The sequence below is a fragment of the Enterobacter sp. RHBSTW-00593 genome (genome assembly GCF_013784105.1).
In the GTDB taxonomy this organism is placed as follows: Bacteria; Pseudomonadota; Gammaproteobacteria; order Enterobacterales; family Enterobacteriaceae; genus Enterobacter; species Enterobacter ludwigii.
Genome location: NZ_CP056393.1, coordinates 3,591,154 through 3,605,536 on the forward strand (window position 1 = coordinate 3,591,154; position 14,383 = coordinate 3,605,536).

17 protein-coding genes are annotated in these 14,383 nt (G+C 56.4%); 4 read left to right on the top strand and 13 right to left on the bottom strand.

Annotation, left to right across the window (positions count from 1 at the left end):
- Position 1: 1 nt before the first annotated feature.
- From HV242_RS17105 to HV242_RS17115, 3 genes are all read left to right on the top strand, one after another.
- Complete coding sequence (locus tag HV242_RS17105) at positions 2-1,369, top strand: 6-phospho-alpha-glucosidase (RefSeq protein ID WP_014171173.1); 1,368 nt, start codon at positions 2-4, stop codon at positions 1,367-1,369.
- A 90-nt stretch (positions 1,370-1,459) separates the two neighbouring features.
- A complete protein-coding gene (gene sseA / locus HV242_RS17110; protein ID WP_050737167.1) occupies positions 1,460-2,308 on the top strand; it encodes a 3-mercaptopyruvate sulfurtransferase in 849 nt (282 codons plus the stop codon).
- A complete protein-coding gene (locus HV242_RS17115; RefSeq protein WP_014171175.1) occupies positions 2,308-3,078 on the top strand; it encodes a MurR/RpiR family transcriptional regulator in 771 nt (256 codons plus the stop codon). The genes sseA and HV242_RS17115 overlap by 1 nt, the downstream gene beginning before the upstream one ends.
- A gap of 17 nt (positions 3,079-3,095) precedes the next feature.
- Here HV242_RS17115 and sseB read toward each other — a convergent pair whose 3' ends face one another.
- The 11 genes from sseB to trmJ form a co-directional block, all read right to left on the bottom strand.
- Positions 3,096-3,872 (bottom strand): enhanced serine sensitivity protein SseB, encoded by a 777-nt coding sequence (sseB, locus tag HV242_RS17120; RefSeq protein WP_050737168.1) that lies wholly within the window; start codon positions 3,870-3,872, stop codon positions 3,096-3,098.
- 96 nt (positions 3,873-3,968) lie between these two features.
- Positions 3,969-5,255 (bottom strand): aminopeptidase PepB, encoded by a 1,287-nt coding sequence (pepB, locus tag HV242_RS17125; RefSeq protein ID WP_020883024.1) that lies wholly within the window; start codon positions 5,253-5,255, stop codon positions 3,969-3,971.
- Between the two features lie 53 nt (positions 5,256-5,308).
- On the bottom strand, positions 5,309-5,509 hold the full coding sequence (iscX, locus tag HV242_RS17130; protein WP_014171178.1) for a Fe-S cluster assembly protein IscX: 201 nt from the start codon (positions 5,507-5,509) through the stop codon (positions 5,309-5,311).
- Position 5,510: 1 nt separating this feature from the next.
- Positions 5,511-5,846, bottom strand: coding sequence for an ISC system 2Fe-2S type ferredoxin (gene fdx / locus HV242_RS17135; RefSeq protein WP_014171179.1), 336 nt, complete (start codon positions 5,844-5,846; stop codon positions 5,511-5,513).
- Position 5,847: 1 nt separating this feature from the next.
- The gene (hscA, locus tag HV242_RS17140) at positions 5,848-7,698 is read right to left on the bottom strand and encodes a Fe-S protein assembly chaperone HscA (protein WP_020883023.1); all 1,851 of its coding nucleotides are present in this window, start codon (positions 7,696-7,698) and stop codon (positions 5,848-5,850) included.
- Positions 7,699-7,712: 14 nt separating this feature from the next.
- A complete protein-coding gene (hscB, locus tag HV242_RS17145) occupies positions 7,713-8,228 on the bottom strand; it encodes a co-chaperone HscB (protein WP_050737169.1) in 516 nt (171 codons plus the stop codon).
- 76 nt (positions 8,229-8,304) lie between these two features.
- A complete protein-coding gene (gene iscA / locus HV242_RS17150; protein WP_003860659.1) occupies positions 8,305-8,628 on the bottom strand; it encodes an iron-sulfur cluster assembly protein IscA in 324 nt (107 codons plus the stop codon).
- 13 nt (positions 8,629-8,641) lie between these two features.
- Positions 8,642-9,028 (bottom strand): Fe-S cluster assembly scaffold IscU, encoded by a 387-nt coding sequence (gene iscU / locus HV242_RS17155; protein ID WP_003860661.1) that lies wholly within the window; start codon positions 9,026-9,028, stop codon positions 8,642-8,644.
- Positions 9,029-9,051: 23 nt separating this feature from the next.
- Positions 9,052-10,266 carry a cysteine desulfurase gene (gene iscS / locus HV242_RS17160; RefSeq protein ID WP_020883022.1) on the bottom strand — a complete coding sequence of 405 codons (1,215 nt, stop codon included), beginning with the start codon at positions 10,264-10,266 and terminating at the stop codon, positions 9,052-9,054.
- A gap of 119 nt (positions 10,267-10,385) precedes the next feature.
- A complete protein-coding gene (iscR, locus tag HV242_RS17165; RefSeq protein ID WP_020883021.1) occupies positions 10,386-10,877 on the bottom strand; it encodes a Fe-S cluster assembly transcriptional regulator IscR in 492 nt (163 codons plus the stop codon).
- A 165-nt stretch (positions 10,878-11,042) separates the two neighbouring features.
- On the bottom strand, positions 11,043-11,771 hold the full coding sequence (trmJ, locus tag HV242_RS17170) for a tRNA (cytosine(32)/uridine(32)-2'-O)-methyltransferase TrmJ (RefSeq protein ID WP_032669904.1): 729 nt from the start codon (positions 11,769-11,771) through the stop codon (positions 11,043-11,045).
- Between the two features lie 130 nt (positions 11,772-11,901).
- Between trmJ and suhB the strand changes: the two genes are divergently transcribed.
- On the top strand, positions 11,902-12,705 hold the full coding sequence (suhB, locus tag HV242_RS17175) for an inositol-1-monophosphatase (protein WP_020883019.1): 804 nt from the start codon (positions 11,902-11,904) through the stop codon (positions 12,703-12,705).
- Positions 12,706-12,757: 52 nt separating this feature from the next.
- On the opposite strand, the gene HV242_RS17180 is transcribed toward suhB, so the two are convergent.
- Together HV242_RS17180 and HV242_RS17185 are read right to left on the bottom strand one after the other, a co-directional pair.
- Positions 12,758-13,738 (bottom strand): nickel/cobalt transporter, encoded by a 981-nt coding sequence (locus HV242_RS17180; RefSeq protein ID WP_025203459.1) that lies wholly within the window; start codon positions 13,736-13,738, stop codon positions 12,758-12,760.
- Entirely contained in the window at positions 13,729-14,367 is a 639-nt protein-coding gene (locus HV242_RS17185; RefSeq protein WP_047955965.1) for a DUF1007 family protein, read from the bottom strand. Before HV242_RS17185 ends, HV242_RS17180 begins: the two co-directional genes overlap by 10 nt.
- Between the last annotated feature and the right edge of the window lie 16 nt (positions 14,368-14,383).

The following is a 14,383-nucleotide window of genomic DNA, read 5'->3' on the forward strand; positions in this document are numbered from 1 at the left end:
GATGTTTACACCCCCTTTTATTCTGTCGATTGCCGGTGGCGGCAGCACCTATACGCCAGGTATCGTGAAAAGCCTGATGGTACGCCTGCAGGACTTCCCGCTGGCCGAGATTCGCCTCTACGATATCGACGAAGCACGCCAGAACACCATTGCACCGGTGGTGGAGAAGGTCATTCGCGACCATAGCCAGAGCATTACCTTCACCGTGACCACAGACCCGGAAGTCGCGTTCAGCGGGGCGCACTTTGTCTTCGCCCAGATGCGTGTCGGCCAGTACAGGATGCGTGAGCAGGATGAGAAGATTCCGCTACGCCACGGCGTGGTGGGCCAGGAAACCTGCGGTCCTGGCGGGCTGGCATACGGCCTGCGCACGATCCTGCCGATGGTCGAGCTGATCGATCTGGTGGATCGCTACGCGCATGAAAAAGCCTGGATCGTGAACTATTCCAACCCGGCAGCGATCGTTGCGGAAGGGGTGCGCCGCCTGCGACCGGACGCCCGCGTGCTTAATATCTGCGATATGCCAGTGGCGGCGATGCGTAACATGGGGGCCATTTTGGGTGTGGACCGCCACAAGCTGGAGGTGGACTACTTTGGTCTGAACCACTTCGGCTGGTTTACCCGCGTGCGGGTGGACGGCGAGGACAAGCTGCCGGAACTGCGTCGGCATATCGCGAGGTTCGGCCTGCTGACGGAAGATGCGGCCAAAACCGACCCGCAGCACTCGGATCCGTCGTGGGTGAAAACCTGGCGCAACATCAAGCCCATCATGGATAACTTCCCGGAATATCTGCCAAACCCCTATCTGCAGTACTACCTGATGCCAAACCAGATTGTGGAACATCAGAATCCGGACTACACCCGCGCGAACGAAGTGATGAACGGGCGTGAGAAAAAGCTGTTTGCCGCCGCAGAAGAGTATAAGCGTACCGGGATTTTACCGGATGCCTTCCACGTGGGCGTCCACGGCGAGTTTATTGTCGATGTCGCCTGCTCGCTGGCATTTAACCTGCGTCAGCGCCATCTGGTAATGGTGGAAAACCGCGGGGCGATAACCAATCTGCCGTACGATGCGGTGGTGGAAGTCCCGGCCTACATCACCTCTGAAGGGCCAGAGCCGATCCGCGTGGGTCGGGTCCCGCTGTTCCATCAGACGCTGCTTCAGCAGCAGCTCGCCTCTGAACAGCTGCTGGTGGAAGCGACCATTGAAGGCAGCTACGAAAAAGCACTGCAGGCGTTCACCCTGAACCGTACCGTGCCTACCATGGAGCACGCAAAAGCGATTCTCGATGACATGATTGACGCCAACCGTGACTACTGGCCTGCGCTGCAAAAAGCCTGGCAGAACGGTGAAGCGGTGAAAAAATAGGGTCGTGCTCGCGAGTTGAATGTGGTTTGCTTGTCGGTGTCAGAAAAAACACCGACAATCCTTTTTTACGGAAAAGAATGGAGGCAACCCATGTCCACCTCATATTTTGTCGCCGCCGACTGGCTGATTGAGCACGGTGACGATCCGGAAGTACAGATTATTGACGCGCGTATGGCACCTGCCGGGCAGGAACACCTTCGCGATATGGTCGCAGAATACCGCGCAGGGCATTTGCCGGGCGCGGTATTTTTTGATATTGAAGCCCTGTCCGACCATAACTCCCCTCTCCCGCACATGCTGCCGCGCCCGGAAGCGTTCTCCGTGGCGATGCGCGAACTTGGCGTTAATCGTGACAAACACCTCGTGGTTTACGATGAAGGTAACCTCTTCTCCGCACCGCGCGCCTGGTGGATGCTGAAAAACTTTGGCGTGGAGAAAGTCTCAATTCTGGCAGGCGGCCTCGCGGGCTGGAAGCGTGATGAACTGCCATTACAGCAGGGCGACGTGACGCTGCCGGAAGGCGAGTTCGACGCGACGTTTGATGCGCATCAGGTAAAACGTCTGACCGACGTGCTGGTGGTCAGCCATGAAAAAACGGCGCAAATTGTCGATGCCCGCCCTGCAGCGCGCTTTAACGCCCAGGCGGATGAACCACGTCCGGGGCTGAAGCGCGGCCATATTCCCGGCGCGTTGAATGTGCCGTGGGGCGATCTGGTGTTTGAAGGTGAATTAAAAACGACCGATGAGCTGCGCGCCATTTTTGATCGTCAGGGCGTGGATGTGCATCGTCCCGTTATTGCCAGCTGCGGGTCCGGCGTCACGGCCTGCGTGGTGATTCTGGCGCTCGCCACACTCGGTGTAAACGACGTGACGCTCTATGATGGCGCCTGGAGTGAATGGGGTGCACGAGACGATTTGCCCGTTGAACCGGCCAAATAATGGATAACCGTCTGGCCACGCTGTTAACGCGCGGGGCGTCACTGACCCGCGCGGAATATCGCGTGCTGGCCCACCTCACAGAGCATCCTCTGCTGGTGGGCAATATTACGGTGCGCGAACTGGCGCAGGCGACGTTCGTCTCAACCGCCACCATTATGCGTCTGTGTCAGAAATTAGGCTTCAGCGGTTTCAGCGAATTTATCTGGCACTGCAAACAGCTGTTAACCGAGACGCCGTATATCGCTGCGCAGGCACAACAGCGCCCCGAACTGCCGGCGCTTTTCAGTCAATTTATCGCGAACTATCAGCAAACCTTTCAGTGGGTAACGCAGGAGAAGCGCGCGCAATTTTCGACGTTACTGCGCCAGAAAGAGAGCTTCTTTCTTTATGGCGCCGGCTTCTCTTATCTCTTCGCCGAGTACCTCACCAAGAAATTGCAGGTGCTGGGTAAAACGGCGTTTATTTCCGGGCCGGGCGATAGCCGAAACATTTTCCTCAGCAACGCTGCGCGGTATCAGGTGTTTATCGCCGTCTCACGCAGCGGTGAAACCGAACAGGTGCTGGATAAAGCGCGGATCGCGAAAAACGTGGGGATGACGGTCGTGGCTTTTACGCGCGCTTCGGCCAATACGCTGGCGGGAATGGCAGACCTGCACTTTGCCTTATATGACGAGGCGGTACATTACGCCGCAGAAGCCGCTGGCGTGACGTCGTTTGAGTCGAATCTGGTCCTGCTGATGGATTTATTGCTGCTGGAAGCGACGGGGTGAAAAATCACCCCGCGTAATCAGATAATGCGGGTGGTTTTGAGATCGCGCAGGAATCCGCCCCAGCGACGCTCGTAAAACGGCGTGATGTGTTCGGTAATAAAGTGGCTGATGCCCTTCTCATCCTTCTTCACCTGACAGATATCGATCGGCTCATCACCCGGCAGCGTATCGGTGGCAACACTGCCCGTAGCCTGAATAATCTCCTCGATATCGCCGTCTGCTTCAATGCCAATCAGCAGTACCGGCTGTTCATCCGTGCTCTCTTTAACAGAGCAGAGGAACGCGCGCCTCACGGGTTTGAGGGTTTTGAACAGCGTGGTCAGCGAATCAATCATCTGCGCAGGGGGGTCGGCTACTTCAGACAACAGCAGCGTTTCGCCCCCTTCCAGCACTTCCTGCGTACTGAGCGGGTTGCCCTCCTCGCCAATCAGATGGTTGATTTCACGCGGGGTGAACTCTTTCCCGGTTGGCAGTTTGGCGTTGAGGAACAAGGTCTGGCCCAGCGTCATTTCGAACAGAGTGCGCACCGGCATCACCACGAACGCCTGCTCGTCTTCAACAGCCTGCTGCAGCGCTTCCAGCGAAGTGAAGAACGGGATCACCGACGTGCCGTCGTCTTTCTCCCAGTGGAGCAGGTCCAGCGCGCTGTCTTCAACAACCTGTTCGCCTTCCACTGCGGTACCCGGAACCCAGACGGTGGACTCCAGCAACGTGCGGAAAAATGCCGGACGGTGGGCGGGCTCGCTCGCCGCCTGTTCCAGCAGAGTTTCTAATTCGTTTTTCGTTTCAGACATAGTTTGGTTACTTCAACATAATGTCGGCTGGCGCAAGGCTAACAGGCCTACAAAACCATAGGCCCGGACAAGCACAGCGCCGCCGGACAAAGACAATTACTCGGCAGTCAGCAGGTTCGCGATAGTACGCACGCCCAGTCCCGTTGCCCCTGCAGACCACTGCTCAACGGCCGCTTTACGGTAGGTTGCGGAGCAGTCGATGTGCAGCCAGCCCTCGTGATAGTTCTCAACGAAGTGAGACAGGAAGCCGGCCGCCGTGCTCGCACCCGCCGGATAGGCTGCGCTCGCGGTATTGTTCAGTTCGGCGAAGTTAGACGGCAGCTGGCTGCGGTGGAATTCGGCCAGCGGCAGACGCCAGAACGGTTCGTTCTCCGCGGCCGCGCTTGCCAGCAGACGGGCTGCCAGTTTGTCGTCAAAGCTGAACAGCGCATGGTAGTCGTTGCCCAGCGCGGTTTTCGCCGCACCGGTCAGGGTCGCCATGTCGATAATCAGCTCTGGCTTCTGCGCAGACGCGTCGATGAGACCATCGGCCAGCACCAGACGACCTTCCGCATCGGTGTTCATGACTTCCACGTTTTTACCGTTACGGTAGCGAATGATGTCGCCGAGCTTAAAGGCATTACCGCTCACCATGTTGTCCGCACAGCACAGGTAAAGCTTCACGCGCTTGTTCAGACCGCGCGTAATGGCAAACGCCAGCGCGCCGGTGATGGTTGCCGCGCCGCCCATATCGGACTTCATGGAGTCCATGAACGCGCTCTGCTTCAGGCTGTAACCGCCGGTATCGAACGTGATGCCTTTCCCGACCAGGCAGGCAAATACCGGTGCTGCTTTATCACCGGTTGGGTTGTAATCCAGCGCCAGCAATACCGGAGGACGCTCGGAACCGCGACCCACGGTGTGGATCCCCATATAGTTCTGCTCGCGCAGGTCTTCACCTTTGGTGATGCGGTAAGACATTTTGTCGCCCGCCACGCCGCACAGCAGGTCAACGGCGCGCTGCGCAAGTTGTTCAGGACCCAGTTCTTCTGCCGGGGCGTTAATGGTATCGCGCACCCAGTCGATAATGGTCAGACGGCTTTCCAGCTCTTTCTGACCCGCTTCGTCGAGCGTCGCCCACTCGATTTTACGGCTGCCTTTCGGTCCTTTGTAACCCGCCCAGAATGCCCAGCTGCGGTCGATATCCCAACCTTCGCCGTCAAGGGTGACATGTTTAATGCCCAGACCATCAATTTTGCGCGCCGCGCGCTGGATCAGACCCAAATCATCGTTGCCAGTCAGGTGCAGGGTAATACCGTCGTTGTTGATACTGTAGGTGGCTTTCTCGCCCCAGCGCGCGTCAGCAGGCTGATTCGAGATCGTAATCTTCATCGCTTCGGTCATTTTATTTATCCTTATTAGCAAACGGGCCGCCTGAAGGCAGCCCGTAAGGTGATTTATTCTGCTTCATCTAACCAGACTAACAGAATCGCCTCCAGAATTTTTTCATTGGATGCGTTTGGATCGTCGTCAAAATCGTCTAAATCGCAGATCCACTGATGCATATCAGTGAAGCGTACGGTTTTAGGATCGAGATCCGGGTTAGCGTCGTAGAGCGCTTCGCCGATTTCACGGCTGTCAGTCCACTTCAGTCCCATATCAGTGCTCGCGTGCGTGGTTGATGGTGTAGCGTGGGAATTCCACGACCAGATCTTCATCGGTCACCAGAGCCTGGCAGCTCAAACGGCTGTCTGGCTCCAGACCCCATGCTTTATCCAGCATGTCGTCTTCATCTTCGGTGCTCTCGGCCAGAGAGTCAAAACCTTCACGCACGATGCAGTGGCAGGTTGTGCAGGCACAGGATTTTTCACAGGCGTGTTCCACTTCGATACCGTTACGCAGGGCAACATCGAGAATGGTCTCACCGGTCTTCGCTTCCAGAACAGCACCATCCGGACAGAGGTCCGCATGAGGCAAAATAACAATCTTTGGCATATTAAACCTCGTCCACGGACTGGCCTTTCAGCGCGACGCGGACAGATTTGTCCATGCGGCGAGCAGCAAAGTCCTGGGTTTGTTTATCAACGTTTTTAATGGCTTCTTCTATTGCATCAGCATCATTGCCTTCGGCCACTGCGCTTAAGCGCGCGGCAGCCTCGTCAATCACCTGACGCTCAGCGGCGCTTAACAGCGCGGCGTCGGCAGCGAGCGCACCGTTCAGACTTTCCAGCACGCGTGCGGCTTCAACTTTCTGTTCTGCCAGCATACGCGCCTTCACATCCTGTTCGGCGTAGCTCATTGAATCCTGAATCATGGAGGCGATCTCACCATCGGTCAGGCCGTAGGACGGCTTCACCTGGATAGACGACTCAACGCCGGTGGATTTCTCCATCGCCGTGACGCTCAGCAGGCCGTCCGCATCCACCTGGAAGGTAACGCGAATATGCGCACCGCCCGCAGGCAGCGCAGGAATACCGCGCAGCGCAAAGCGCGCCAGTGAACGACAGTCCTGCACCAGCTCGCGCTCGCCCTGCATCACATGGATGGACATCGCGGTCTGGCCGTCTTTGAAGGTGGTGAATTCCTGCGCGCGCGCCACCGGAATGGTGGTGTTACGCGGAATGACTTTCTCCACCAGTCCTCCCATGGTTTCTAAACCCAGGGAGAGCGGAATAACATCCAGCAGCAACATCTCGCTGTCCGGCTTGTTGCCGACCAGAATATCCGCCTGGATAGCCGCGCCCACGGCAACCACTTTATCCGGGTCGATGGACGTCAGCGGCGTGCGGCCAAAGAATTCACCCACCCGTTCACGCACCAGCGGTACGCGCGTGGAGCCGCCAACCATGACCACTTCCAGCACCTCGTCAGCCTCAACGCCCGCATCTTTCAGTGCGCGACGGCAGGCCAGCAGGGTGCGTTTCACCAAAGGCGCGATCAGGTCGTTAAACTGTTCCCGGGTGATTTCCCCCTGCCAGCCCGCCACGTTGACGGTGACAGACTGCGCATCGCTCAGCGCGATTTTCGCGTCGATGGCCACGTCCAGCAGTTCACGCTGCACGCGTGCATCGCTGCGATCGGGAATACCCGCCTGCTCGCGAATGAAATCGGCCAGCAGATGGTCGAAGTCATCGCCACCCAGCGCAGAATCACCGCCGGTAGCCAGCACTTCAAACACCCCACGGCTTAAGCGCAGGATAGAAATATCAAAGGTCCCGCCACCCAGATCGTAAACCGCAATCACCCCTTCCTGACCGGAGTCCAGGCCGTAGGCAATGGCGGCCGCCGTCGGTTCGTTCAGCAGGCGCAGAACGTGCAGTCCCGCCAGACGCGCCGCGTCTTTGGTGCCCTGACGCTGTGCATCATCAAAGTAGGCCGGAACGGTAATGACCACGCCATCGAGATCGCCGCCGAGCGTTGCCGTAGCACGCGCCGCCAGCGCTTTGAGGATATCAGCAGAAACGCGGATAGGGTTCAGCAGCCCCGCTGCCGTGGCAATCATTGGCAGGCCGTTTTCACTGGCCTGCAGCTGATACGGCAGATGCGGATAACGGGTCTGAATATCGGCGAGGGAGCGGCCCATCATGCGTTTTACGGAACTGATGGTGTTCGCCGGATCGCGCGCGGCGTTCGCGCGTGCGTCGTAGCCAACCGCGTGGCCCTGCTGTTGGTAGTGGACCACGGAAGGCAGCAGATGACGGCCCTGCTCGTCAGCCAACGTTTCCGCCTGGCCGCTTCGCACGGTCGCCACGAGAGAATTGGTGGTGCCCAGATCAATACCTACCGCCAGACGACGCTGGTGCGGTGCGGCACTTAAGCCAGGCTCACTAATTTGTAATAAGGCCATAATTGCTTCCGAAATTAAAAATCGAGCAGCTTTTCTTCGAGTTGTTCAGCACTGCTTCGCAGTTTATCGAGAAAACGGAGTTTGCGCACAGTGTCTGCCGCCACATCCCAGGTCTCGTTGTTCAGTTGCTCAACCATCAGTTGATGGCGGGTATCGAACATGCCTTTTACGCGCTTGATGAAGCTTTCCAGACGCGCTTCATCTTTGGCCTGTTCAATCTCATCCAGCTCTTCACGCAGTTCCAGCTGTTCCATCAAAAACGCCGTATCACGCACGGTGTGCTGTTCACTCGCCAGATCAAACCCATGAATCGAGAGCAGATACTCAGCGCGAGACAGTGGATGGCGCAGCGTCTGCCAGGCCTGATTGATGGTCGCAGATTGCGATACCGCAGCCAATTGCTCTGACTGAGTACCACTGGCGAATTTATCCGGATGATACTGACGCTGCAGATCCTGGAAGCGGATCGTCAGCGCCTGCAGATCAATCGGGTATTGAGCGGGTAGTCCGAAGAGAGTGAAGTAATCCATAACAATCTCAGGGGTAGCCTGTTAGAACAAACCCCACGCACAGGAGTCCTGCGGTGGGGTTTCGGATGACGCGCGGTTAAACGTGGAAGCTTTCGCCGCAACCACACTCGTCTTTGACGTTCGGGTTCGTGAATTTGAACCCTTCGTTCAGGCCTTCTTTTACAAAGTCCAGCTGAGTGCCATTGAGGAATTGCAGGCTTTTGCCATCGACCACCACCTTCACGCCCTTGTCTTCAAATACGGTGTCATCAGACGCCGGTTCGTCAACAAACTCCAGTACGTAAGCCATACCAGAACAGCCGGAGGTACGTACGCCCAGTCGCAGGCCAAAGCCTTTACCACGGTTCGCCAGAAAAGAGCTTACTCGCGCGGCAGCGCTGTCGCTAAGGGTAATCGACATACTCAAACCTCAATTATTTTGCTTCACGTTTGCTTTTGTAATCCGCAATGGCGGCTTTGATCGCGTCTTCTGCCAGGATAGAACAGTGAATTTTCACGGGTGGCAGTTCGAGTTCTTCAGCAATATCCGTGTTCTTGATTGCCTGTGCTTCGTCCAGAGACTTGCCCTTCACCCATTCGGTGACCAGCGAGCTGGAGGCGATAGCAGAACCGCAGCCGTAGGTCTTGAAGCGCGCGTCTTCAATGATACCTTCATTGTTGACTTTAATCTGCAGCTTCATCACGTCGCCACACGCTGGCGCACCGACCATACCGCTACCTACGCTTTCGTCGCTGTTGTCAAAAGAGCCAACGTTGCGCGGGTTCTCGTAATGATCAATAACTTTTTCGCTGTATGCCATGTTGAATTCTCCTTATGTACCGATTAGTGATGTGACCATTCAATGCTGTTCAGATCCACGCCCTGCTTGAACATTTCCCACAGTGGAGAAAGGTCACGCAGACGACCGATGGAGTTGCGAACCAGCTTGATGGTGTAGTCAATCTCTTCTTCGGTAGTGAAACGACCTAAAGAGAAACGGATAGAGCTGTGTGCCAGCTCGTCAGTCATGCCCAGTGCGCGCAGCACATAGGATGGCTCCAGGCTTGCAGACGTACAGGCAGAACCGGAAGAAACCGCCAGGTCTTTCAGCGCCATAATCAGCGATTCACCTTCAACATAGTTGAAGCTGACGTTGAGAATGTTTGGTGCGCCCTGTTCGAGATCGCCGTTCAGATACACTTCTTCCATATCTTTCACGCCATCCCACAGACGGTTACGCAGCGTGCGCAGGCGCGCCATCTCGGTTTCCATCTCTTCTTTCGCAATACGGTAAGCTTCGCCCATACCCACGATCTGGTGAACAGGCAGCGTACCGGAACGCATACCGCGCTCGTGACCGCCACCGTGCATCTGTGCTTCGATGCGGATACGCGGTTTACGACGAACGTACAGTGCACCAATACCTTTCGGGCCATAGATTTTGTGGCCGGAGAAGGACATCAGGTCCACTTTCAGCTGGCTCAGATCGATAGGCAGTTTGCCCACGCTCTGGGTGGCGTCTACGTGGTAGATGATGCCGCGCGCACGGCACATTTCGCCGATGGTCGCGATATCTTGCACAACGCCAATTTCGTTGTTTACGTGCATGATGGAGACCAGAATGGTGTCATCACGCATGGCCGCTTCGAGCTCTTTCAGGTCGATGATACCGTTGCTCTGTGGTGCCAGGTAAGTCACGTCGAAACCTTCACGCTCGAGCTGACGGCAGGTATCCAGCACGGCTTTGTGTTCGGTTTTGCTGGTGATGATGTGCTTGCCTTTTTTCTGATAAAAGTTGGCCGCACCTTTGATCGCCAGGTTATCGGATTCGGTCGCACCGGAGGTGAATACAATCTCACGCGGGTCGGCACCCACCAGGTCAGCAATCTGATTACGGGCGATATCTACCGCCTCTTCAGCATGCCAGCCAAAACGGTGTGAACGGGAAGCTGGGTTACCAAAGTTTCCGTCCAGGGTCAGACACTGCATCATTTTCTCGGCAACACGCGGGTCCACCGGCGTGGTTGCGGAGTAGTCGAGATAAATCGGTAATTTCATTGCTCTATAAACTCCGTACATCGCTTCAATGCAAGGAATCAGGCAACCGGCTGGATGTACGACCGAGTACACGGAGCGAGCGAACGCTCCGGCCTGATTCTGAAATACTTATCTTTTTATTACGCGCGTAATTTGACGTCGATCGCGTCCTGCCCGCGGGTGCTGCGTTGGGAGTCCTGGCTGTGCTGACGGCCAGAGACATCCAGAACTTCCTGGTTATTTACCAGCTCACCTAAGGTGATGTTGTTCAGGAAGCCGGTCAGACGATCGCTCAGGTCGCGCCAGAGCGCGTGGGTCAGGCACTTATCGCCGCCCTGGCAGCCGCCTTTACCCTGGCAACGGGTCGCATCAACGGATTCGTCAACGGCACTGATCACTTCGCCAACTGCAATACTGCCCGCGTCTTTACCCAGCAGATAACCGCCGCCTGGGCCACGAACGCTGGAAACCAGTCCATTTTTACGCAGTCTGGAGAACAGCTGCTCCAGATAGGAGAGGGAGATCCCTTGTCGTTCAGAAATATCAGCCAACGGAACCGGGCCCGCTTCGGAGTTGAGCGCAACGTCCAGCATCGCGGTCACGGCATAACGCCCTTTAGATGTCAGTCTCATGTCTTACTTAACCTCAAACTCGCCCCTGCCCGGGGTTTTTTATAGTAAAATGGGGGTATTGCATAGCAGGGCCAAGTCTGACATTCCTGACTAAAATGGTCAACTATTTACTTGACTGTTTTAGTCAGGTATTTAACCTTCCGTGCCGTATCACCAGGATGGGCACTACTCTTTATTCTTTTGCTCAATCGACGCCAGAATCCCGCGCAGAATGTTCAGTTCCTGGCTTTCCGGACGTGCACGGGTAAACAGGCGGCGCAGCTTGTTCATTACCTGCCCCGGGTGACCTTCACGGATGAAACCGGTAGAGAGCAGGGTCTGCTCCAGGTGACCATAGAAGCGCTCCAGATCGTCCACCAGCGGGTAGACGGCCTCTTCCTGCGGCTCTGCGGTTGCTTTTTCCTGCGTCGCCAGCCACGCCATACGCACTTCATAGGCAATCACCTGAACGGCCATTGCCAGGTTCAGGGAGCTGTATTCCGGGTTAGCGGCAATGGCCACGTGGTAATGGCACTTCTGCAGTTCATCGTTGGTCAGGCCCACGCGTTCACGGCCAAACACCAGCGCTACAGGAGCCTGTTCGGCTTCAGAGACGCTTTTCAGACCGCATTCACGCGGATCCAGCATCGGCCACGGCAGTGTACGGGAGCGGGCGCTAGTCCCGACCACCAGACTGCACCCTGCCAGGGCTTCGTCCAGAGTATCCACGATCTGCGCGTTACCAATGACATCGCTGGCGCCCGCAGCCAGAGCGATAGCCTGTGAGTCGGGTTTCACCAGTGGGTTAACCAGCCACAGGTTCGTTAAGCCCATGGTTTTCATAGCGCGGGCTACGGAGCCCATATTGCCAGTGTGCGATGTTTCGACCAGCACGATTCGAATGTTTTGCAGCATAGTTTTAATGTCTGGATTCTGTGTCTGAAGAATATTCGGCCATATTATCATAAACGAGAGACATATTCCGATCTCGCTGCTATACTCTGCGCCGATTTTCCCGTTCTTTAACATCCAGTGAGAGAGACCGATGCATCCGATGCTGACCATCGCCGTGCGCGCAGCGCGCAAGGCGGGTAATGTAATTGCCAAACACTACGAAACGCCAGATTCTGTTGAAACCAGCCAGAAAGGCAGCAATGATTTCGTAACCAACGTCGATAAAGCCGCTGAAGCGATTATTATCGATACCATCCGCAAATCTTACCCGCAGCACACCATCATCACCGAAGAAAGCGGTGAACTTGAAGGTACCGATCAGGATGTTCAATGGGTTATCGATCCACTGGATGGCACCACCAACTTCGTCAAACGTCTGCCACACTTCTCCGTGTCTATCGCAGTACGCATTAAAGGCCGTACTGAAGTCGCCGTGGTTTACGATCCAATGCGTAACGAACTGTTCACCGCAACCCGCGGTCAGGGCGCGCAGCTGAACGGCTACCGTCTGCGCTGCAGCAATGCACGCGACCTCGACGGTACCATTCTGGCGACCGGCTTCCCGTTCAAGGCGAAGCAGCACGCAACCACTTACATGAATATTCTGGGCAAACTGTTCACCGAATGCGCGGACTTCCGTCGCACCGGTTCTGCCGCGCTGGACCTGGCCTATGTGGCTACCGGTCGCGTTGACGGTTACTTTGAGCTGTCACTGAAGCCGTGGGATTTTGCAGCGGGCGAGCTGATCGCGCGTGAATCAGGCGCCATTGTTTGCGATTTCACCGGCGGCCACAACCATCTGACGACCGGCAACATCGTTGCAGGTAACCCACGTGTTGTTAAAGCCATGCTGGCAAACATGCGTGATGAGCTGAGCGACGCGCTGAAGCGTTAATCCAGCCTGCGGTGCCCTCTCCCGCCGGGAAAGGGCACCATGCTGTACCTGACTAAAACGGCCTTAATCCCCTTCCCACCGGCACCGCGCTCATCCACATCGTTACCGCAGCCACCAGCAGAATCATCCCGCCCGCCAGCGCGAGCGTTGTCCATCCGACCTGCCGCCACAGCACCGGCGTTTTATTGCCGCTGAGTTTGACCGCCAGTTGACGGAAACTGTGCACCAGCAGTGCCAGTGACGAAATCGTGAGTGACGTCCCGGCCGCCATGGCCAATGCCGAGAGCATTCCCCAGCCAAATACACCCATCACCTTACTGAACAGCAGCACCATGATTGCCCCTGAACACGGACGCATGCCCATTGAGAGCACAACCATCAGCCGCGCTCGCCAGTCATCACCGTTCTGCAGCTGCGCCTGCGTCGGCAGATGCTGATGTCCACAGCCGCAGTTTGCAGTGTGTTCATGGTGCGGCGTAAAAGCTCTGAACTGGGGTTTGTGCAGCAAAGCCCGCAGTTTTTTCAGTGCCCGCCAGCACAAGAGCAGACCCAGCACACCGACCAGCGCATAACTCCCCTTCTCCAGCCAGAAACTGCTGATATGCAGCTGACGAGCAGGAAGGCGTAATAACGACAGGACGACCACCACCAGCGCAATCGCCACGCCGCCCTGAAGCAGCGAAGATGCGAGGGTCAACCCGATGCTTGATTTGAGCCTGGACGGATGGGTCGCAAGCCAGGTCGCGATCACGATTTTGCCGTGTCCCGGCCCCAGCGCATGCAGGACACCGTAGAGAAAACTGAAGGCCAGAAGAGAACCGCCTGCCTTCGTCGGGTTTTCCGCCACCGCCTTCAGTAAGCCACTCATCTGCTGGTTGACCTCGCGCTGCCAGACAATGCTTTTCATCATCACCTGCGGCCAGGCGTGCCATAGCCACAACGCGCCGCACACGGCCAGCAGCAAAAAGAGCGCCAGCGGCCAGAGATGAAGCCAGCGGCGTGATTTTCGTGCCGGAGACGCGATCACTGACATTGCAACGTCACCTGCTGTGCGAACTGTTTACCCAGCTCCATGTCTTCGGGTGGTGCATCTTCTTTATCGAGAGAGACCGCAAAATTGAGCGTCTCTTCGCTCGGTTTTGGCGTGTGCATTGCCATCTTGCAGGTTTTTTGCAGGGCTGCCGGTAGCGTCACATCACTCCCCTCTGCGTAATGCATATCGACATAGTAAGTGGGATCAAAGGTGGAAAACGTATAGGTCTGCCCAGCCAGCGGTTGCGGATGCGCCAGCGGCAGGACAAACGTCAGTACCGCCTGATGTCCGTCGCGGGTCATGCCATATTCCGTCGGCCGATTCATAAATTTCACTTTTTGTCCGTTATGCCAGAACTCGGTGAAATAGTGCTGACCAAGCACGTTGGCCATCACTTCCGCCGCCAGCTTTTTCCAGATTTCATCCCCGGGTTTTGCATTCCCGGCATCGTACAGCAGGTCAGCCGAGGTGATTTCATCCATCGTCCAGCGCATTTTCAGGCCACTGAGCTGCGTTCCGTCCGTTACCAGCTCGGTTTTCAGGCTGATAAAACTGTGAGGATGCGCGACGACAGCAAAGGGGATCACCGTCAAAAATAACGCCATTGCGCTTTGTTTAACTGTTTGCATCAATTCCTCACGTCAT